The sequence below is a fragment of the Virgibacillus kimchii genome (genome assembly GCF_055379185.1).
Genome location: NZ_AP043951.1, coordinates 3,763,323 through 3,785,270, shown reverse-complemented (window position 1 = coordinate 3,785,270; position 21,948 = coordinate 3,763,323). Strand labels below are relative to the sequence as shown.

Below are 21,948 nucleotides of genomic sequence, written 5' to 3'. Positions count from 1 at the left end.
AAATCAATAGTTTCACACTACTGGAGGTGCCCAAAATACGGGCTGAGAGGAAAGTGAGGCTTTCCAACTCTTATGGACCTGATCTGGTTAATGCCAGCGGAGGGAAGTAGTCAGATGACAAAGACTATACTATTCTCAGCATATAAAGCCGGGTCCGCTAATTTGGATCCGGCTTTGTTTTATTCATGCTGTCAGCAAATCACGACAACTGACCCGCTAACTCATCCACTTTCTGCCCTGCAGCTTTCACCAGGCTGCCTCTTCCCTTTCCGCCAGAGTCTTAGAAACTCACCTGTACCTGGAACCTCATTTAAAGGGAGGTATTAATTTGAACCGAACAAGACTATTAACGACCATGGCTGTATTTGTTGCCATTGGAACATTGGGTGCCCAGTTAATATGGTTTCCTGCCGGTGTAGCCAGGGCCTATCCCGTGCAGCATGCTGTCAATGTGATGGCTGCCGTGACTCTCGGACCGTGGCCTGCTGTTGGCATTGCTTTTATGATCGGCTTATTAAGAAATATGCTTGGCCTTGGTACATTACTGGCATTCCCCGGTGGTATGGTGGGAGCGCTGGTCGCAGGCTATCTTTACAAAAAAACCGAAAAACTCGGTTTTGCTGCCGGCGGTGAGGCCATTGGAAGCGGCATAATCGGTGCTTTATTTGCCGTGCCGATTGCACAAATACTGATGGGAAGTGCTGCTGGTGCTTTTGCCTTTATACCTTCATTTCTTGTAAGCAGTGTCACCGGCGCGCTTATTGGCTGGTTTATTATCGCAAAAGTGAAACAGACAAACCTGCTAAGCGTATAAGTCTGTTAAATAAATAGATATTGAGGAGGAAAAAACTTGAAAAAAGTCCATAGTGCCCTGACGATTGCCGGCACAGATCCAACCGGCGGTGCGGGAATTCAGGCTGATTTAAAAACATTTCAGGAACTGCAAAGCTACGGGATGTCGGTAATTACATCCGTCGTCGCTCAAAATACAACAGGTGTTCAGGATGTGTATCACCTGCCTATTTCCATGATCGGGAAGCAGCTGGATTCCGTGTTTTCCGACATGCCTGTTGATGCATTCAAAACCGGAATGATCGCCAACATAGACATGATGAAAATGATGAAGGCCAAAATTTCCGGTATGAGCGCGCCATACGTCATGGATCCGGTTATGGTGGCAACGAGTGGGGATGCGCTCATACTCGAAAACGCACGGGATTACTTGCGCGACCATTTAGTCCCGCTAACTGCCCTTGTAACACCTAATATTCCGGAAGCAGAGTTTCTGACAGGAGACAAAATTCAATCAAGAGATGATATGAAAAATGCTGCAGTAAAACTTGTTGAAGAATTTGGGGCAGGAGCAGCATTAGTGAAAGGCGGTCACCTGGATGGTGAAGCGACGGATTTTCTGTATGACGGAACAGAACTTTCCGTTTTCACCGCAAAGAGAATTGATACAAAAAACACGCATGGTACCGGCTGTACCTATTCAGCTGCAATTACTGCCTATTTAAGCCAGGGAGTGTCACTGCAGGAAGCTGTTCAAAAATCAAAGAAATTTGTTACGGCAGCCATCAAACATTCCTTCAACCTGGGCAATGGTAATGGCCCGACAAATCACTGGGCTGTCCGATCTGAAGAGGAAATAGAATCCGGAAACAAATAGTAGGCCGTCAGACACATTTAATGCATCTAAAGAAGGGATGATCGTATGCAATATAATGTACGAAAAGCGCTGAGAAAATACTTCATAATGGGAAGCGGGGATTGCAGCAGAGATCCAAGAGACGTTTTAAAAGAAGCAGGAGAAGCCGGTATCACCGCATATCAGTTCCGGGAAAAAGGAGATGGTGCTTTGACCGGCAGGGAAAAACTGGAATTGGGTAAGGATCTTCGTGACATTTGCCGGGAATACAGCATTCCATTTATCGTAAATGATGATGTGGAACTCGTTCAGACATTGGAAGCAGATGGTATACATGTTGGACAGGATGATCACCCGGTTACAGAACTGAGAAAAATGTTTCCAGGTAAAATCATTGGTCTGTCGGTATCCAGGGGTGAACTTGAGAGCAGCCCGCTGGATGATGTGGATTATGTCGGAGCCGGCGATATTTTCGGCACGGCCTCTAAGCAGCACGACAAATCCGCTGTGGGAACAGAGTGGGTCGTGGAATTAAGAAAACAATTCCCGAACCTTCCTATCGTAGGCATCGGGGGAATTAATAAAGATAATGCTGCTTCCGTACTGAAAGCAGGAGCAGATGGAGTAGCTGTCATCTCCGCAATCGCCCAGGCTGAAGACATTAACCAAGCTGTAGCTATGCTTTAAGGAAAACCATCAGTACTATTCTTTCTCTGCACTATCCAAATTGGCCAGAACCTGGCTATACAGTAAACGGGAGGGCAATTTACACCCTCCCGCTTTTCTATATTATCCGTTCTTCACTTCTTCCATGCTTGCCCCGTGGTTAATATGATACGTTTGTCCATTTAAAACAAGCGCAGGGACTGATTTAACCCCAGCGTTCTCTGCTTCGTTGATTTTTGATGCATCATCGTTAAAGTCGATGACTTCTACATCTACCTTTGATTTGTCAAAGTAGTCCAAAACCATTTTTTCTGCGTCTGCACAAACCGGGCAGCCGGCATGATAAAATACTGCTTTTTCCATACATAATACCTCCTTGGTTTGACTTACTACATCCAAGCATAGGTCAAATCCGAGGTACCATCAATAAGGCTTTCCCTATCATACCCATAGGAATAAGCTATCAATCACAGGAATTTATCGGTAAACTTTTGTTAATGCAAGTAAAACTGATGGGACTCCTTAATAGCCTACCTCCACTACAGCATTGACGATATACATCAAATCATTTTTATCATGCTGATCCTCAAGAATAATCCCGCTGGTGGCAGTCATTCCCCCTTTTACTGTTTCTACGGTCACGGTGCCATAAGGAATAAGCTGTTTTATTTTCTTTTCATCCAGATTTCCCAAATCCTGCGGAATGCCAAGTTTCACATTCACTTTCATTTTATTAATATCTTCATCAGGAAGCATTTTTCTTATTCCCGGCATGGAATTATAATGAATCGCATCCATCACCGCCCGCTTTGCCGCTTCATTGACATCCTGGCCGTGCAAATCTACCCCCGTGCCTGTTTCAATAAATAGAATTTCCTTCATATCATCTGCTCCTTTCCCATTGTCTTTTTATATCATCTGAATGCACTACATCTGCAAATGTCCCGTCAAGCAGAGCAAGTGCATAATCATGGTGTCGTTGATGGTCAGAAACGGCACAATCAGCGGGAACAATAACGTGAAAATCCCGCATATACCCGTCCCGGGCAGTGCTATCTAGGCAAACATTTGTATAAGCACCGGAAATGACCAGTTCAGTAACGCCACTACGGCGTAGAATCAATTCAAGGTCAGTGTACAAAAAAGCACTGTAACGATGCTTTATGACAATCTTTTCACCATGTTCCGGTATGAAAGGTTGAAAAAATTCTGCGCCCCAGCTCCCAGGTTCACAATAGGAAAGGCCGCTTTTCGAACCTGCTCTGCCATACCTTTCTTTTTGTGTCGGAGATGCTGTCCATTCACTATGTTCAGAAATGGCATGGATCACCGGGATGCTATTATTTCGGGCAGCATCCAGTAAATTTTTCGTCCTTAATAAAGTTTCCCGAAAAACGTGGACATTTTTCCCCCGTTTGGCTGCAGTACCGTCCGGATGGCAAAAATCATTTTGCAAGTCTACAAGTAGCAGTACTGATTTTCCATTTGAAGTGCTCATTTGCAACAGACCCCTTTTCACCATTCGCTAGTATATTTGCTCCACCCGTTTATACTTATCCACTTTCTCCTTATCGAGAAAGTACAGCTCATCTAGCAGTGCCGGGATAAATGAACCGGGACCATTTGCTTTTTCCATTGCCAATTCGGCGGCGATGCCATAAGCCGCAGCTACTTCAATTCCTGCTTCATATGGATCATTTCCTACACTAACATACGGCCCGACAAGAGATGTAAGCAGGCAACCGCTGGCAGTGATGTTTTGCAGCATGGCATGTCCGTTTCTGCACAGGGTCGTGCGCTTGCCATCAGTGATGACATCTGTTTTTCCGGTCGCGATAACGACAGTGTTATACTTATTGGCAACGCCTTTGGCCACCTCCGGATCTACTTCCTCAATCGTAGAATCCGGTCCTTTCATTACTGACAAAGTATCCCCGAGTACAGCAATTTCCCCCGCATTAGCACGGATGGCAGCAAATTTCACTTTATCCAGCAATTCATAGATCACTTCTGTACGAAATTTGGTCCCTCCAACTGCAATGGGGTCCAGGATTACCGGCACACCTTTTTCGTTTGCTGTTTTTCCGGCAATCAACATCGCTTCTGCCCGATCTTCGGTAAGGGTACCCAGGTTTAACACAACTGCTGCTGCATGCTGTGCATTTTCTACAGCTTCTTTAGGCGTATTGGACATGGCCGGAGACGCACCGACGGCGATGAGTCCATTGGCAGCCATATTTGTGGCCACTTCATTGGTAATATTATAAATGAACGGGTTCTCTTTCCTGATTTCTGCAAGATAGTCCATACTGAACGCTCCTTATTCATAGATTTTGAGAAAAAAATAGGGAAGATTACTAAAAAAACCACTCCGGAAATGGAGTGGTTTGATATACAAAATCCGTATATTCGCCAGCTCCACTTCCCTACGCTGGTACAAACCAGATCAGGTTCAAAGGGATTAAGAAAAATCTTATCTCAGCCTGCCGGCACCCCTAGTGGAATTTCATATGTACATTCATTATACCGATAACTTTCTCCTGGGACAAGAGGACAGGTACCTCGAACCGGTTTGCTATTTTAACAGGAAGCGGCTATAATTGTTATCGAAAATTAAATTAATTTGTAATTCTGCTGGGGGAGCACGTGGATGCTGAGAGAGTAAATCGACCCTTGGAACCTGATCTAGGTAAGGCTAGCGTAGGGAAGCGGATTGGCAATGTTCTATTTATGAGTATACCCATTGCTGAACCCATTTCTATGACTGGAAATGGGTTTTTATTTTCCTGTTTCCCCTTGCATGAAAAGAGGTGAGAGCATTCTGCAACTAAAAGGTCCAGCTACTTATTAAGCAAATTTAATAATCGGAGAGGAGAAGAGGAAATGGAAAAATTATTTACAGAACGTCTATGGGAAAAGGTGGAACCTATTTGGAACTCATACATCACCCACCCTTTTGTAAAAGGACTTGGGGAAGGATGGTTGGATCAGAATAAATTCATGCATTGGCTAAAACAGGACTATGTATATTTAATAGAGTATTCCAGACTTTTTGCACTGGGGAGCGCCAAAGCGCAGGATTTAAAAACGATGACCACTTTTGCCAAACTGCTGGACGGCACACTCCATATGGAAATGGATTTGCACCGGCAATATGCCGCCCAATTCGGCATATCCCAAGAAGACTTGGAAAAAACAGAAGCTGCCGCCACAACTACAGCTTATACAAGCTATATGCTGAATGTCTCCCAGCGCGGTGGAGTGGAAAATGTCGTGGCCGCTGTACTGGCTTGTGCCTGGAGTTATAATTTTATTGGCAAAAAGCTGGCAGCATGGCCAGGGGCAAAGGAGCACGAATTTTATGGCCGCTGGGTAAAAATGTATTCGTCGGATGATTTTACCGAACTGGCTGAAGACTGCAAAAATCTGCTTAATGAAATAGCAGCAGGAAAGCCTGAAAGAGATTTGGCTGAACTGGAAGAGATCGTCGTGAAAACAAGTAAATTGGAATATATGTTTTGGGATATGGCGGAGAATAAAGAAGATTGGCCGGTATAATTTCGCCCAAAAACAGCCCATCACCCATCTAATGATATATAATTTTTTATTAAAAGGCAAAAGCAGCCATCCGCAGAGCACTTGACTGCTCCACGGATGGCCTTATTCCCAGCCCTTATATGGCTTCTTCGGTATCCAACTCCGATGACCAGATTTCAATCAATTCATTTGAATAGTTTTCCAGGATACGATAAACCTTTCCTGAAATAAGCTCATTATTTTCCTGATGATAAAGCAGCAACAGAAAGCTATTCATATGTCTGACTACTTTATCGCCATCTCCCTGTTGTTCAAAAAGATCCACAGCTGTTAAATGGTTTTTCAGTGTGCGAGGAGCTGTTTCATCAGCAAATTCCTCTTCCTGTTCAAAACGTTCCACTAGCGATTGCATCCCGGCTGCAGTTACCCCTTCCGGCAAATAATCAATAACAACTTCAGCTTCGTTATAGTTATTTCCTTCTCCATCCGGGTCATAATCATTCTCAATATTTCCTGCCGGATCTACAGAGAACCATTTGATCGTCGTGGTTTCTTCAATTGTTAATGTTTCTCCGCCCATTCTTGTTCCGGCTACACTAATGACATCGGAGTCAAAAGTTGGTCGTGAACCATCCAGGGTATAATAAACAGTAGCTGGTTCGCTCATTTCAAAGTCTACCTCAACAGGATCATGGTACGTTCCTTCTTCCGGAGAAATCCAAGTTTCCGGATTTACATCATCGTTTGCATTTTCAAGGGCTACCTCAAATAATCCGATTAAGCCGTTGGCAAATTCCATTGCTTCTGCATGGCCTTCTTCAAATTCCGGTTGGAAGCCAACACTTACCCAGCGTTCCGTTTCTTCATCCCACAGTTGTGCTCCCACTTCAAAGTTCCATGCATAAATATCATGGTTATACCATAATGCGTCTGCTGAGTTGCCCCCTGCAGAATACAGCACATCCGGGATGGGGCCGGTTCTTCCAGGGTGGATAACAGTACCGCGGTAGTTTTTAATTTCTGTCAATATATGTTCTGAAGCCTGCCAGTAATAGGCTTCCTCTCCTGCCGTCGGACGAGGCAATGGATTGCGGTCTGCATCGTAAGCTCCAGGAGACCACATAAAGTACCCACCATGGGAATGAATATTCATGGCAAATTCAATATTTTGAAATTCCTCTGCCAACCAAACAATATTCTTCGCCTCTGGCTCTGATTCTATTTCCGGTCCGGCATAAGTCCCTGACAGGCAATTTGTTGAACCGCCAATCCATCCGTCATACACTGATCCAACTGCATGGTTTCTATTTAAGTCAACACCCCATTGATTGCGGTAAGCTGGATCTGAAGCTTCGGCAGGACAATGATTCGTAAGATTTTTACGTTGCATATTGTAATCATAGAATGAGAAAATCCCGCCATCCGGATTCACTGTCGGTACGATGAAAATATCAAGGTTATCCACTAACTCTTTCGTATTTTCATCAATATGATAGTTTCTCAACAGCCTTTCAGCCGTCTCCACGGAAACCAGCGGTGTTACCCACTCACGAGCATGTTCCTGAGAATATCCCAATACACCCGGCTTAGAGCCGTCGCGCTCTTTACCTATACGTATGGCCTTTACTTGACGAGGTTCTCTGGAAATCTCATCAGGTGCATTTAATCCATCGGTTAATGCTATGTCAGCTTCATTTTCCACCAGTCCATCACCACTGGAATCTCTGTAATTGGTTGCAGTAACCAGATCACCTGCCTGACTGTTAATTGCATTTATTACATCATTTGCTGTACTGTTCGCTTCGCCGGCATCATCTGTTCCAAGGGTAACTGTTATTGCATCACCCTCTACTGCAACATGAAGCTCCTCATTTTCCCCTTCTGCAGTCTGAATATCTATCGTAATATCATTGCCGCCTTCATGACCCCATGCTTCTGATGTAAGTACAAATGCAGCATCTACTGTATTTCCAAAAGTTGCTTGTGCATGTCTTCTGTAACCATTTGTTTCATAAGGAAGCTCTACAATTTCTGCTAATTCGGGAAATTCTTCCGCTAAAGCAATGATTCTTTCTTCAGTTTCTATTGGATCCATATAATGATCAACAAAATCTTTCAAATAATCATCACCCACCGGCGTGCCATCACCTATCCATTCAGTTAATTCTGTTTCCACAGATCCTTGCTGACTGGTAGTAATTAATACATTTTCCGGGACTGAATCAATATTTGTGAGTGTATAGTGATATAAATATTCCCCATAATCCACTTTTCTTGTCATGGAGACAGTTTGTTCTTCACCGTTTTCATCCACCCAAGATGCATTCATGGATACATCAGGTCCGGCGCTGGACTTTGCCTCAAGATATAAAAATGTCCCTGACTGATTAGTGAAGTAATCAGATCTGAAGACATTAATATTGTCTTCTGCACTGGATAAAGTCCACTCCTGTTCTGATCTTCTTTCGCGTTCCTCCAGTATTCTTTCCACATCTTGAGAGGTTTGAACGATAGTGAGGTCATAACCTTCCGTTTCCAATCTTTCCATTTCCACTTCTGTAACAATTGCATGGACTTCCAGCTGGCCATTTTTATCACTGGCATAGCCTGTTAATTCATAGCCGTTTTCTACTAAATAGTCAACAGCGTCTCCATCCGGCACAACAATTTCAACAACTGCCGTCTCCGGTGGTTCTTTTTCCACGACTGCGGGTGAGGCGGAAGTAGAGCTGAAATCCATCGAGGTAAGCGCTATCATAATTACTCCTGCCACGGCCAGCAAAGACCATGTGAATCTTTTGAGATTCATTTGATTCCCTCCTCTATTATTTTTTTCTATTCACTAGTCATTATATAACTATTATCTGAACATTGGTATGATTTAGATAAAAAATGATTCTAAAGGTATACGAATTTACAAGAATTACTTTATTACATAATAGAATAGTAACGTACGTTTTTTTATTGGTAGGAAGGAATATTTATAGGGATACATGAAAAATATGAAATCTTACACGGGCCGTTGGTAAGAAGTCTTTTTTTGTTGGGGGGAGCAGTAATATTTATACCAGGAGAACTTGAATAAAGAGTTAAACTGCAACAGAGTTTGCAAGAAAGTACGGTCTGTCTGGTTAAGAAACTCCAATTTAATTAAGACGGCGACTCCTTTAGGAACATTGATAGCCAAAAACCATACAGAAAAGCTGGAAGGATGAAGCAGCATCCACTGGCAAAGAAAACGGGGTGAAAAAGCGTTCGAGCAATAATTTTCGGCGGGCGTGCATTTCAGTTCAGCCTCAAATATTGCACTTATGCCTATGGGTAAAGCATCCGTCCGGATCGTTTTGCAATAATAATTTTTCGTTATGAGATAAGCTCACACAAATAAAAAAACAATGTGTAAATATATATGGAATACCGACTAAATTCTGATGGTTTTTCTGAAAGAATCGTTGCAGGAACATACGGAAAGGTGTACATTGGAATTAATAAAATTACTATTGAGGTGAATGTGATGCTTAAGTATATATCCTGGCTGTTTATCATTGCAGGTCTCTCTACTTTAGCGTTTGGCGGTTATCAGCTATGGAGTTCATCACATCAGGAAAAAGAAAGGCTCTCAGAGGCAGAGGCTATGCTTGCTGCAGACAATAACACATTGCAGGAAATAAATGATGAAAATATTACAGAGATAAAATATGAAAAAGGGGAAACCATCGGGTTACTGTACATTCCGAAATTAGACCGGGAAATTCCTATCGTGGAAGGTACGGACGAAGAAGAACTTGCACAGGGAGTAGGTCATTACCATGACACCGGGCTCCCGGGTCAAAATAAACAGATTCTTCTTTCAGGCCACAGGGATACCGTCTTTAGAGATTTTGGCGAATTGGAACACGGGGATGAATTCCATGTAAAAATGGAATACGGCACATATAAATACCGGATAAGAGATCATGAAATCGTGGAAGCAGACAATACGACCGTGATCGATCCAACCCGGGAAGATGAATACTTAACTGTTTCCACTTGTTATCCTTTTTCAATGATTGGAAGTGCACCCGACCGTTACGTATTATATGCATACCCGATGTGAAAACAAAATACAGGTAACAACAATATCGAAAAAAGATAAATCCCGCTTACAACTGTACTGGTCTGGTCAGTGAATAGTCCTTGCAGGGCTGTTAGTTAAAAGCTGGTATACTTGTGAAGAGGGAGAGGGTTCATCATAGTTAAAAGGAGTGTCGCTATGACAAACAAAAAAGGCATGAAACGGCATGAATCGCTGAAAGATTTATCACGACATCATATGATTGGCTTGCACCTGGCACTCAAATTAAAAAGAGCAGGAACAGAGAAAAGCCGCTTATCGATCGAAGAAATAATGAAAGATGCCGATGATTTTTGGAACCCTGGTGGCCAGGAGCATTTCCGGGAAGAAGAAGAAATCCTTTTACCGGCCTATGCCCAATACGAGGATATTAATAAACCGGAAGTAATAGAAATGCTTATGGAACATGTAAAATTACGTTCCCTGTTCGATCAACTCTTAAAGTTGAAGGAAACGGACCTGGATATGATGCATGAATTAGGCGCTTTACTGGAAAACCATATCCGTAAAGAAGAACGTGTCCTGTTCCCCATGATTGAAAAAGCATTGCCGGAGGAAAAATTGCAGGAATTGGCTCCCTATTTGCATTGATACAAGTATGCAGAAGGCCCGTCTGCAAATAATATCGTATCCCCCGGCCCGGCCTTTGTGGACATTTCACATAATGAGGGCTATGAGCGATCTTCTCTATTTTCCTCTCCCCTGATAATAAGGGAGAGGAAGTAATCATGCCTGCACATGTCATCATAAACTTTATAAATTTAGCTTTCTATTAAATTTGCAGCATTTAAATACCCGCTCCCCTGTACATTCGCTGGCTGTCCCATGTCTTCACATGCTTCCATTAATCTCTGTTTCACTTCATCCGGTGTGAGATCCGGATTACTTTGCAGAAGCTGGGCAGCTGCTCCGGCACAGAGCGGTGTGGCCATGGAAGTACCCGATAAAGAAATATAACCGGAATCTACGCGTGCAGATTTATTATTTTTATCAAGAAATGATCCGGGAGCTCTCAGGGAAACCACTTCGACACCCGGAGTTAAAATATCCGGCTTTGTATACCCTTCCATTGTTGGACCCCGGCTGGAAAAATCGGCCACTGAATCGTCTGAACGATCCGGAGTATTATTGTCATCCACAGCGCCAACCGTGATCACTTTCGGACTGTTGCCCGGACTTGCTATTGTCTGGGAATCGGGTCCTGAATTTCCGGCCGCAACACAAACTACCATGCCTGCATCCCAAGCTGATTCCACAGCTTTTACCGCAGGGTCGTCTTCAACAGGACCGGTCGGATGAGAACCAAGTGACAGGGAAAGAACATCGATATCATACGCAGACTGGTTCTCGATGCACCACTGCACGCCATCAATAATTGCGGATAAAGAACCGGCACCCATTTTGTTTAATACCTTTACACCTACTATATTCGCTTCAGGGGCCGGACCTTGATATTGTCCATCTGAATCCGCACCGTCTCCCGCTGCATCACCAGCACAATGGGTGCCATGTCCATTATCATCGTAGGGTTCCTCTTGATTCCCCACCATATCCTTAAACGCCGTAATACGTCCTTCCAAATCAGCATGGGGCTGTACTCCTGTATCAATAACCGCGATAGTTACACCCTTTCCTGTCAACCCATTTTCCTGTAATTGATGGGAGTTGATCGAGGGTGTTGCATTATCTAATAGCGTAGTAACTTCTCTATCATAGTGGATTTTTTTTATATGATCACAGCTGTCAACTAGCTTACCTATATTTTCTATTGAGAGATGGGCGGAGCAGCATGAGATAGAAGGTAACTCTCGTAATTTCCGGTTTTTCGTATTTTTAACATCCTGTAAACCAGCAGCATAGCAATTATCCTCAAATTCTATAATAACTGGCAGCCGCTTCATGTTCTTTCTGATCTTTTCCAACGGACGGTGCAGGAAACAAGGAACAAAACGAAATGGCCGGTAAAAGTCGATGAAATGACGCTTCATCTGTTTATCTAACTTTCTCCCCTTTCGTCTGCTCAATTCAATCATGGAAAAGTTTAACATATTCATTCTCCTTTCTTGCATATACGATATGCTACGCAGACTCCGAAAAAAGAGAATATACAGTTGTACAAAAATAAGAAAAACAGGCTGCAAACCGAATTTTTAGACCTTATGCAGGCCCTTTACTGGATTTTTTAAAGGGATGACGTAAAATAGAATTAGACTGTACCATAAATTTATAGCTTCAGGAGTGATACACCAATGATATTAAAAAATGCCAGACTTTATGGAAAAGAAAATAGATGGGATATTGAAATAAAGAAAGATAAAATACAGTCCATTACACCGGCAAAAATCAGCGATGCATCCAATGAGGAGAACACCATTGATTTAAACGGAAAAATGGTACTTCCTCCCTATGTGGAGCCTCATATTCATTTGGACTATGTTTTAACAGCCGGAACACCAAGATGGAACAGGACTGGTTCTGTATTTGAAGGCATCGAGATTTGGTCCGAGCGGAAGCAATTAGTGGACGAAACAAAGGATGACATAAAAAAACGTGCGTTGAAAGCAGTGAAAATGCAGTTGAAACACGGGGTTCAGCATGCACGGACCCACGTGGATGTAAGTGATCCCACACTAAAAGGATTAGAAGCAATGCTGGAGGTAAAAGAAGAAATAAAACCATGGATGGACTTGCAGATTGTGGCGCTTCCACAAGAAGGGCTTTACACGAAGCCAGACGGCGAAAAACTGCTCATCCAAGCATTGGAAATGGGCGCGGATGTGGTTGGAGGCATCCCTCACTATGAGTTGACACGCGAAGATGGAGTCCGTTCCGTGATGAAGGCACTCGAGCTTTCTGGGAAATATGACAAATTAGTTGATATTCATTGTGATGAGATTGATGATGACCAGTCAAGATATTTGGAAGTACTAGCAGGAGAATCATTGAAACTGGGCATTGGAAACCGAGTTGCAGCCAGTCATACAACTGCCATGGCATCCTACAGCAATGCGTATACGTATAAACTGTTTCAAACCCTGAAGAAAGCCAACATCCATTTTATTGCCCTGCCAAAGGCTAATTTACATTTACAGGGAAGGTTTGACAATCATCCGACACGCCGTGGTCTGACACGGGTAAAAGAGCTGTTGGATGAAGAAATTAAAGTATGTTTCGGAATGGATTCCATCATGGATCCTTGGTATCCGCTCGGGGACGGGAATTTAATGGATGTCGTCGATACAGGACTGCATGCCTGTCATATGACTGATTATGACCATATTGTAACAGCACTTAATCTTATTACAATTAACGGAGCAAAAACGTTAAATATAGAGAATGAGTATGGTGTCAAAGAAGGGAATAAAGCTAATTTAATTGTCATAGACTCGGATTCTGAATATGAAGCTGTCCGTACACAGGCACCGGTAATCTATTCGATTCGTAATGGCAAAGTGATGGTTGAAACAAAACCAATGGAAACAAAAATGAACATCCCGGGCCTGTAATAAGTTTCCAAAAAGCACAAAAGTCTTTCGTGATAGATGTGATTAGGCAAGGATATAAAATAAAACAACAGGACGGCATGTTATACTGCCAGCCTGTTGTTTTGTTTTCATAGTATTTTTACTGCACATCGATTTCCCTATACTTTCGATATGCAGCAATGACGGTATCTTATAAAGAAATCTTGGTTGGGGTCTATTTGAAAAAAAGCAACTACTTTCTATTCCAAAAACGCTGCTGCGCGATGGCATGCACAAAATCCTTTCCGAAACTGGTATTATTTCCGCCAATCACTACACCAGCCGGGTTATTCTTCTCAGTTGTTTTCAAATAAGTTTGACCCGTGGAAGCCAATCCAATTGGTTTATAATGCTTATACGCATTACTGACAAATTCCATCACATACTGGTTAAACCTCGTTTGATCCTTCGCACTTCCCCCTACAACATAGAGAGCATCAAGGAGATAAGGACTAGTTGTCATAAAGGTTTCATCCACTTTCAGCTTTGTACCATCCGAACCTGTTACAGTACCAAGTGTGTCACTGATGATAACTATAAAAACACCGGATTGCTGCAGGACATTCAAAACATTGGTTACCTCATTGCCGTTAAAACCGTCGCCTATCAGAACCCCCACTTTTTGCGTATAGGCATACTTTGGTGTGTTTTCCTGACTAAGAGATGGATAGCTTGTCGAAACGGGAACATGGGAACCTGCGGGACGTTTAACTCCTATATTATCAGCAACAATGTAAGCAAGATCCTGATCAACATTTACCAACAAATCAACGTTTTGCTGCCGCACTGATTCGCTTCTTACTTTTCCAAGCTGATAGCTGAAACCATTAATTATTTGTTGCCTTTCAATTGGTGTCACGCTATTCCAAAATATCCTCGGCTGTGAAAAGAGATCATTAAATGATTCACTTCGGCCGCGGATCACATGTCCCTCTACTTTCTTGGGATAGTGTTCATACCCACCTGCTTCCGGAGGGGTTGTGTGCGGCGTATTATTAGCGAGTGAATTTTGGTGATAATTCACCTGATCCACATCTATCCGGTACCTCATAGGGCCTCGCCGCTGGTTATTATGGAAGGGGCAAATCGGTTTGTTAATCGGTAATTCCTGAAAATTAGTCCCGATCCGATGTACTTGTGCAGTATGATATGCAATTAATCTTCCCTGCAGCACAGGGTCATTGGAAAAGTCTATCCCCGGAACGACATTTGCAGGATTAAATGCTACCTGTTCCGATTCTGTATGGTAATTATCAATGTTTCTGTTTAGCGTCATCTTCCCGATCATTTGCACAGGAATAAGCTCTTCAGGCCAGAACTTGGCAGGATCAAGAATATCAAAATCGTATTTGAATTCATCCTCCAGCGGGACCAGCTGAACGCCCAACTCATATTCCGGGTAGGCCCCTTTATCAATTGCTTCCCGGAGATCTCTCCGGTGGTAGTCAGGGTCAAGCCCTCCTATTTTAAGCGCTTCATCTTGAAGCAGGGAATGCACTCCCAGTACAGGTTTCCAGACAAAACGAACAAAAGTTGCCACACCTTCATCATTCACAAATAAATACGTATTAATTGACCAGGACTCCATCATACGATAACTTCTAATAAGTCCCCGGCCTGACATAATCCATTCCACCATATGGAGGGCTTCCGGATTACTGGCTACATAATCCCAAAAATGATCGTGTGCGCCGGAAGCTGTTGGTATATCATTATCCGGCTTTGCCTGATATGCATGCATAGCATCAGGGAACTTCATTGGATCCTGGTTGATCAATACCGGCATCGCTATGGTGGTGAGATCATAATTTCCTTCTTCTGTATAAAACTTAACCCCCTGACAGCGTAAATCCCTTGCTGTATCATATGATCCTCTAGGTCCTTGTACAGTGGAAAAACGGATCGTTAAAGGTGTCTTTTTCCCGGGCTCCTGTAAGAATCCGGCTTTTGTCACATGCTTCATGGACTGATAGCATTCAAACTCTCCATGGGCACTGTAACCTCTTGCATGAACCACTCTTTCCGGTTCCTCTTCCTGCACAAAGTGCGACATTTTCTCAAAATAATGCCAATCCTCGTGTAATGAGGGACCACGCTCTCCGGCTTTCAAGATCTCTGAGTCGTTGGATATTTTTCTTTTCTGATTTGTGGTCATTGGCTTCCCAGTGTTTTGTATACGATAGCGATCAAGCTGTTCTTGTTTGCGATCGCTGGCAGCCGGTTTTTGTCTTGATGACTTCTCATCCATATTATCGCCCAGCCTTTCTCCGTTGTTTTAATTCCACTTATATAATATGTTAGAAATAAAAGGAATATACACTCATTAAATGAACAAACAAAACGGCATGGAGCACCTTGGTACATGACTTCTCCTATACATTTTATAAAAGCTATGATTAAACCTTGATTTTCACATATATGTTTTACTGCATAAATAATTGCTTACAGACACGAAACAGTAGCATCTTTTTAAATTTAACAGATACCTTCTACATTTCAGGTTTCCTGCCAGATACTCCATTGGCAAAAACAACTGCTATGTGCTTCAAAAGTACACGCAGCTTTGTTATCTTAGTATTGTCTGTGTCATGCAGTAAATTAGAAAGGCAGGTCAAACAATGGCTAGGGAAATATTATCACCTGTACATAGGAGATTACTCGTATCAATTGCATTGGCGGGTTCTTTTCTATCCGTATTAACGCAATTCCTTCTTATCACAGCCTTTCCTAAAATCATGGTTGAATTTGATATAAATGCAAGTCAAGTGCAATGGCTGACAACCAGCTTTATGTTGGCAATAGCGGTTCTCATTCCCATGACGGCTTATTTAATTGATAAATTTAATACAAGAACATTAATGATCGGATCTATGCTGCTCTTCCTTTTTGGAACCTTGTTGGGATTATTTTCCCCCTCCTTTGAAGTATTACTTGCAGGACGTGTAATCCAAGGAATTAGTTCCGGAATCATGATGCCTTTAATGCAAACCATATTATTTCTCGTTTATCCCAGGGAAAAAAGAGGGTATGCCATGGGTTTGGCGGGTCTTGTGATCAATGTGGCACCTGCCATTGGTCCTCCTATTTCAGGCGTTCTTATCAACCATTTTGAATGGCGGTCCGTGTTTCTTTTTACCCTTCCTGTGGCAGCAGTGATCCTGGTGTTTACCTTCCTGTTTATGCGTAATGTAACGGAACAAAAGGAAACAGAGATTGACTTTATTTCCATCCTTCTGTCAAGCATCGGCTTTGGGGGAGTGTTGTACGGAGTTAATACGGTGGGTGCTGAAGCGATTGGCACCGGTGCCACGGTAAGCATTACTGCAGGCTTTGCCGCTATTATTTTATTTGTCGTGAGACAGTTGCGGTTACAAACACCGATTTTGGAACTTCGGGTACTCAAAGTTCCGGTCTTTGCACTGGTGACAGTTATATCCATTATTTCATTCAGTCTGCTGATTTCGATCGAAACCATTTTGCCCATGTACGTGCAAAATGCCCAGCAGCTATCTCCATTGTATGCAGGACTTGTTGTCGCTCCCGGCGCCTTAACGCTTGCAGTAATGAGTTTATTTGCCGGAAATTTATACGACAAATACGGCGGGAAAATTATTACAATCATTGGCTTTGTTCTCATTTCCACCAGTACTCTATGGTATTATTTCAGTTTGGAAACCACCAGCTCCTTTGTGTTTACATCATTTCTCTTTATGTTGTCAATGGCTGGCGTGGCCATGATCAACATGCCGATAATGACCGCCGGCATCAATGCATTGCCTGACAAGTTGATCCCGCATGGAACGGCAATTATTAATACAGCCCGCCAATTCGGAGGATCACTCGGATTGACGTTTATTATTTCTTTTATCAGCAGGACTGCTTCGGGAGACGGTGCGACAGACCCTCTACAATTTCTGCAGGGTGTGAAAACTGCATTTTTCGTTGCTTTTTTATTTTCAGTTACCGGGTTGTTATTGTCCCTTCTATTAAAAAGAGACAGGCAGAACGCAAGACAATAAGATTGCTATCTGGATTTTACCAATGTACATCTGGCAAGCTATCCGTGCATACACTGGTTTTTATACAGAGGAGAGGTGGATGATATGTGCGGAATTACCGGATGGGTGAATTTCCGAAGAGATTTAACAGGACAAATGGAAACGATGAAAAGAATGGCGAAAACCTTGGAAAAAAGAGGGCCTGACGATTTTAATTGCTGGTTTTCCCGCCATTGCGCTTTCGGTCATACCCGATTAACTGTAGTGGATCCGGCAGGTGGGAAACAACCGATGACCCGGAGTTATCAAGGTAGAAATTATACCATTTGTTACAACGGTGAGTTATATAATACAGAAGATATTCGCAGGGAGCTAATCAAACTTGGTCATCAATTTCAATCTCACTCTGATACAGAGGTCTTGCTTCAAGCATATATAGCCTGGGAGGAAAATTGCCTTAAATACTTAAATGGCATTTATGCATTTGCTATTTGGGATGCAACAAAGCAGCGTTTGTTTGCTGCAAGGGACCGATTAGGCGTTAAACCATTTTTCTACACAGTTTCATCTGTAGGACTTCTTTTCGGTTCCGAGCAAAAGGCGATTATCGCACACGATAAAATAAAAGCTGAAGTGGACCGTGAAGGACTGCAGGAGATATTTGGAGTCGGTCCCTCAAGAACCCCCGAGCATGGTGTTTTCCGGGGAATTAAGTCATTAAGACCCGGCCATGCACTCAGCTTCTCCAAGGATGGCTTAAAAAAATGGCGCTATTGGAATGTGGAAAGCAAACCACATGAAGACACATTAGAAGAAACAGCTGAAAAGGTAAGGGATTTGTTTACAGATTCCGTTATTCGGCAACTTGTATCCGATGTTCCGATTTCTACCTTTTTATCTGGAGGAGTGGATTCGAGTGCCATTAGCGCAATTGCAAGTGATCACTTTAAAAAGAATGGCAAAGGAGCACTTGACACGTTTTCGATTGCCTACACAAACAATGATAAGTATTTTAAAACAAATACATTTCAGCCTAATTCTGACGAACAATGGATTGAAAAAATGGTGTCGTCACTTGGGAGCAATCATCACGCTGAAGAAATTGATACAGAGGAGCTTGTCACTTCTTTAAAAGAAGCAGTAATAGCCAGGGACTTACCTGGCATGGCCGATGTTGATTCCTCGCTTCTCTGGTTCTGTAAACAAATTAAGAAGAAAACAACTGTTTCCTTGTCCGGGGAGTGTGCCGATGAAATTTTTGGAGGATATCCCTGGTTTCATAACCAGGAGCTATTGTTTCACGAAGGGTTCCCATGGATGCAGTATAACCAGGAGCGGGAGAACATTTTAAAACCGGATTGGCGCAATAAATTAATGCTCCCTGCATATCAGCATGAGCGTTATCATCAGACCATTGCAGAAACACCAAAATTGGAAGGTGAATCAAAAACTGAAGCCCGGCGCCGGGAATTATTTTACTTAAATATCCATTGGTTTATGACAACACTGCTTGATCGCAAAGACAGAATGAGCATGGGTGCCAGCCTTGAGGTACGCGTGCCTTTCTCGGATCACCGCATCGTGGAATACGCCTGGAATATTCCATGGGAGATGAAAATGACGGATAACCGTGAAAAAGGGATTTTAAGGAAAGCGTTAAAAGATCGGCTTCCCGATGAGATACTGTACCGTAAAAAAAGTCCCTACCCGAAAACCCATAGTCCACATTATACGAAAGCTGTAAAGAGCTGGTTGCTTCGCATTCTTGATGATGCTTCCTCCCCATTACTGGAGTTAATTGATGAAAGGAAAGTCCGGTATATTGCAGAATCCGACGGAAAAGGGTATCAGGCACCTTGGTTCGGGCAGTTAATGACCGGTCCACAAATGATGGCATACTTAATTCAAGTTAACATCTGGCTTAAAACATATAATATAAACATTGTTAAATAGCGATATAACTCGTAGCACCAAAATCTATTTCTTCTCTTATGAATTTGGACCAGATTCTGACTCGTTATTTATATGAGGGGATGTTTGATAATTTTAAAAGGACCAAACAGACCGTGGGGTATCTTACGAGTTTTATCCTTCCTCTTTAAAAAAACACTTCTAAAATGATTATTAGATGAATGAGCGCTTCTACAGTTCTCGCCTATTACTGATAAATTAATAAAAATTATGGTGGACCCCATTGTCAATACACATGATCTGTCCAATAAAGGTTTCATGCCAAAACCATATTGTTGTTTTAGAAAGTGTAATATATTAAAAATGGATCGAAAAGATACAGAAGTACTTCCACCTTTTCGATCCATATATAAATCTAAAGAATTTCATTCAAGCATGATAAGCCTTATCGGCAGCCTCCAATCCCTGGTATGTCTCCAGGTAAGTGCCACATCCATCACTTGGCACTTCATAGTTATTTGTAACTTTGCGCAGCTCCTGAAACTCTTCCGATAACTCTGCCTGATCTGCTCCAATTTCTTTTACTTTTGCATTTATTTCTTCAAATAGGTCTCTGACTTGTGCAAGTTCAGGGTGATTTCTGCCGTGAACTCTTACTAATACCGGCGTATATTGTTCCAATATAGGAAAATGCTCGTTAACTACTTCTGAAAATGTTAAAGTCTCCATTTACATACCCTCTTTCATTTTATTTATCTATAGTATAGCTTATTTAAAGGAAAAATAACTTGACCTATATCAAGTTTGCCGAAATCTATGGATAAACTAGTGATTCTGGTATTCACACCTGCTCCCTAAACACTGTAGAAGCAAATCATATTACAACTATGACTCCAACTGGACTCGTATAAAAACATTTTTAGATAAAAATGATGCTCCTATATGATTTACACATAGGAGCATTTTTCACATTCAGTTAATCATCTTTTGCGCTTCTTCCAAATAAAATGTTCGGACAGACCGGGGGAGAAAACTGCGAATTTCTTCCTCGTTATATCCCACTTGCAGACGTTTTTCATCTACCATAATCGGCCTTTTTAATAGTCCGGGATTGCTTTGAATAAACGAGTATAATTTTTTCAAAGGCAGTTGATCTATATCAATACCCATTTCCTGAAAAGTTTTGGATCGCTTGGAAATAATCTCTTCCGTTCCATCTTCCGTTAAGCGTAATATTTGTTTTATTTCACCTATGGAAAGTGGCTCGGCATTCATATTTCGTTCAATAAATGGTATTTCATTCTCCTGAAACCATTTTTTGGCCTTTCTGCAGGATGTACAACTTGGTGTCACATAAAGAGTTACCATAAAAATCACCTCTATTTTTAATGAAGAACAATGCTAAGTGTCCTTAAGCGCATTAATGTTGTGGATGATAAAGAAAACCCCAACGTATATAAAAGTAGCATATAAACATCGTTAAAGCTATTTAAATATACTTAATTAATTTATACTTAATTAAGTGTATATTTACATGTTATCTCTTGCCTGTCAACTATTAAATTTGAGACAAAGATAATGACCAGTCCTATTTTATGTGCCAGTAATTTTATAGCAGATAGTAATACCCTTTGAAAATCCTTGAAAGTTGAGGAAAGCGAGCTTCATATTGGTGGTGAAGATCATAATTGCATAAATGTCGAGGGAAATGAGCTTCATAGGGGCGGTGAAGATCATAATTACAATAAATGTTGAGGGAAATGAGCTTCATACAGACGATGAAGATCATAATTGCATAAATGTTGAGGAAAATGAGCTTCATATTGACGGTGAAGATCATAATTACAATAAATGTTGCGCGAAATGAGCTTCATATTGATGGTGAAGATCATAATTGCATAAATGTCGAGGGAAATGAGCTTCATACAGACGATGAAGGTCATAATTGCAATAAAAGTTGAGGGAAATGAGCTTCATAGGGACGATGAAGATCATAATTGCAATAAAAGTTGAGGGAAATGAGCTTCATAGGGACGGTGAAGATCATAATTACAATAAATGTTGCGCGAAATGAGCTTCATATTGATGGTGAAGATCATAATTGCATAAATGTCGAGGGAAATGAGCTTCATACAGACGATGAAGATCATAATTGCAATAAAAGTTGAGGGAAATGAGCTTCATAGGGACGATGAAGATCATAATTACAATAAATGTTGCGGGAACTGAGCTTCATATTGATGGTGAAGATCATAATTGCATAAATTTTGAGGAAAACGAGCTTCATATAAACGATGAAGATCGTAATTGCAATAAAAGTTGAGGTAACTGAGCTTCATACAGACGGTGAAGATCCAAAGCGAATACATTGAATTAAGTATTATTGAAGTAACGATATATTATCTAATGTTAAAAGGAACATATTATATAAATATGATTATAAAAGGCGGTTCATCATAATTTCTTTGTTCCATGGAACAATAAGAACCAACCGGGTTGTTCAATAGGGGCATCCTATAAAGTAAAATATTGAAGGTGGAGTATACGCCC

Annotated in this window: 18 protein-coding genes and 3 riboswitches; of the genes, 9 read left to right on the top strand and 9 right to left on the bottom strand. The window is 41.9% G+C overall.

Annotated features, from left to right (window positions below; translation table 11 throughout):
- The first annotated feature begins 12 nt into the window (after positions 1-12).
- A riboswitch (TPP riboswitch) is annotated at positions 13-122 on the top strand.
- Positions 123-328: 206 nt separating this feature from the next.
- Genes thiW through thiE form a run of 3 tightly spaced genes read left to right on the top strand, consistent with a single transcriptional unit; the run spans position 329 to position 2,335 of the window.
- Positions 329-814, top strand: a complete 486-nt coding sequence (gene thiW / locus ACZ42C_RS18450; protein WP_461182264.1) for an energy coupling factor transporter S component ThiW — start codon at positions 329-331, stop codon at positions 812-814.
- A gap of 36 nt (positions 815-850) precedes the next feature.
- The gene (gene thiD / locus ACZ42C_RS18445) at positions 851-1,669 is read left to right on the top strand and encodes a bifunctional hydroxymethylpyrimidine kinase/phosphomethylpyrimidine kinase (protein ID WP_461182263.1); all 819 of its coding nucleotides are present in this window, start codon (positions 851-853) and stop codon (positions 1,667-1,669) included.
- Between the two features lie 45 nt (positions 1,670-1,714).
- On the top strand, positions 1,715-2,335 hold the full coding sequence (gene thiE, locus ACZ42C_RS18440; RefSeq protein ID WP_461182262.1) for a thiamine phosphate synthase: 621 nt from the start codon (positions 1,715-1,717) through the stop codon (positions 2,333-2,335).
- Between the two features lie 102 nt (positions 2,336-2,437).
- Here thiE and ACZ42C_RS18435 read toward each other — a convergent pair whose 3' ends face one another.
- The 4 genes from ACZ42C_RS18435 to thiM all read right to left on the bottom strand — a co-directional run bounded on the left by ACZ42C_RS18435 (position 2,438) and on the right by thiM (position 4,622).
- A complete protein-coding gene (locus ACZ42C_RS18435) occupies positions 2,438-2,677 on the bottom strand; it encodes a thioredoxin family protein (RefSeq protein ID WP_461182261.1) in 240 nt (79 codons plus the stop codon).
- Positions 2,678-2,836: 159 nt separating this feature from the next.
- Entirely contained in the window at positions 2,837-3,196 is a 360-nt protein-coding gene (locus ACZ42C_RS18430; RefSeq protein WP_461182260.1) for a Lin0512 family protein, read from the bottom strand.
- 1 nt (position 3,197) lies between these two features.
- A complete protein-coding gene (locus ACZ42C_RS18425; protein ID WP_461182259.1) occupies positions 3,198-3,812 on the bottom strand; it encodes a cysteine hydrolase family protein in 615 nt (204 codons plus the stop codon).
- A 27-nt stretch (positions 3,813-3,839) separates the two neighbouring features.
- A complete protein-coding gene (gene thiM, locus ACZ42C_RS18420; protein WP_461182258.1) occupies positions 3,840-4,622 on the bottom strand; it encodes a hydroxyethylthiazole kinase in 783 nt (260 codons plus the stop codon).
- 98 nt (positions 4,623-4,720) lie between these two features.
- Positions 4,721-4,821, bottom strand: a riboswitch (TPP riboswitch).
- A 119-nt stretch (positions 4,822-4,940) separates the two neighbouring features.
- Positions 4,941-5,038: riboswitch (TPP riboswitch) on the top strand.
- A 159-nt stretch (positions 5,039-5,197) separates the two neighbouring features.
- Here thiM and tenA point away from each other — a divergent pair.
- The gene (tenA, locus tag ACZ42C_RS18415) at positions 5,198-5,872 is read left to right on the top strand and encodes a thiaminase II (protein ID WP_461182257.1); all 675 of its coding nucleotides are present in this window, start codon (positions 5,198-5,200) and stop codon (positions 5,870-5,872) included.
- A gap of 115 nt (positions 5,873-5,987) precedes the next feature.
- Here the strand turns inward: tenA and ACZ42C_RS18410 are convergent, their stop codons facing one another.
- Complete coding sequence (locus tag ACZ42C_RS18410) at positions 5,988-8,660, bottom strand: M14 family metallopeptidase (protein ID WP_461182256.1); 2,673 nt, start codon at positions 8,658-8,660, stop codon at positions 5,988-5,990.
- A 600-nt stretch (positions 8,661-9,260) separates the two neighbouring features.
- Here ACZ42C_RS18410 and ACZ42C_RS18405 point away from each other — a divergent pair.
- On the top strand, positions 9,261-9,947 hold the full coding sequence (locus tag ACZ42C_RS18405) for a class D sortase (protein ID WP_461182255.1): 687 nt from the start codon (positions 9,261-9,263) through the stop codon (positions 9,945-9,947).
- A gap of 156 nt (positions 9,948-10,103) precedes the next feature.
- Complete coding sequence (locus ACZ42C_RS18400) at positions 10,104-10,556, top strand: hemerythrin domain-containing protein (RefSeq protein WP_461182254.1); 453 nt, start codon at positions 10,104-10,106, stop codon at positions 10,554-10,556.
- A gap of 170 nt (positions 10,557-10,726) precedes the next feature.
- Here the strand turns inward: ACZ42C_RS18400 and ACZ42C_RS18395 are convergent, their stop codons facing one another.
- A complete protein-coding gene (locus ACZ42C_RS18395; protein WP_461182253.1) occupies positions 10,727-12,013 on the bottom strand; it encodes a S8 family peptidase in 1,287 nt (428 codons plus the stop codon).
- Positions 12,014-12,214: 201 nt separating this feature from the next.
- On the opposite strand from ACZ42C_RS18395, the gene codA reads away from it, so the two are divergent.
- Positions 12,215-13,471, top strand: coding sequence for a cytosine deaminase (gene codA, locus ACZ42C_RS18390; protein WP_461182252.1), 1,257 nt, complete (start codon positions 12,215-12,217; stop codon positions 13,469-13,471).
- Positions 13,472-13,682: 211 nt separating this feature from the next.
- Here codA and ACZ42C_RS18385 read toward each other — a convergent pair whose 3' ends face one another.
- The gene (locus ACZ42C_RS18385; protein WP_461182251.1) at positions 13,683-15,737 is read right to left on the bottom strand and encodes a catalase; all 2,055 of its coding nucleotides are present in this window, start codon (positions 15,735-15,737) and stop codon (positions 13,683-13,685) included.
- A gap of 370 nt (positions 15,738-16,107) precedes the next feature.
- Here ACZ42C_RS18385 and ACZ42C_RS18380 point away from each other — a divergent pair, with 370 nt between their 5' ends.
- Positions 16,108-17,508 carry an MDR family MFS transporter gene (locus tag ACZ42C_RS18380; RefSeq protein WP_461182250.1) on the top strand — a complete coding sequence of 467 codons (1,401 nt, stop codon included), beginning with the start codon at positions 16,108-16,110 and terminating at the stop codon, positions 17,506-17,508.
- A gap of 84 nt (positions 17,509-17,592) precedes the next feature.
- On the top strand, positions 17,593-19,440 hold the full coding sequence (gene asnB, locus ACZ42C_RS18375; RefSeq protein WP_461182249.1) for an asparagine synthase (glutamine-hydrolyzing): 1,848 nt from the start codon (positions 17,593-17,595) through the stop codon (positions 19,438-19,440).
- Positions 19,441-19,827: 387 nt separating this feature from the next.
- Here asnB and ACZ42C_RS18370 read toward each other — a convergent pair whose 3' ends face one another.
- Entirely contained in the window at positions 19,828-20,127 is a 300-nt protein-coding gene (locus ACZ42C_RS18370) for a hypothetical protein (RefSeq protein WP_461182248.1), read from the bottom strand.
- 243 nt (positions 20,128-20,370) lie between these two features.
- Positions 20,371-20,766, bottom strand: a complete 396-nt coding sequence (gene spxA, locus ACZ42C_RS18365) for a transcriptional regulator SpxA (RefSeq protein ID WP_461182247.1) — start codon at positions 20,764-20,766, stop codon at positions 20,371-20,373.
- Positions 20,767-21,948: the final 1,182 nt, after the last annotated feature.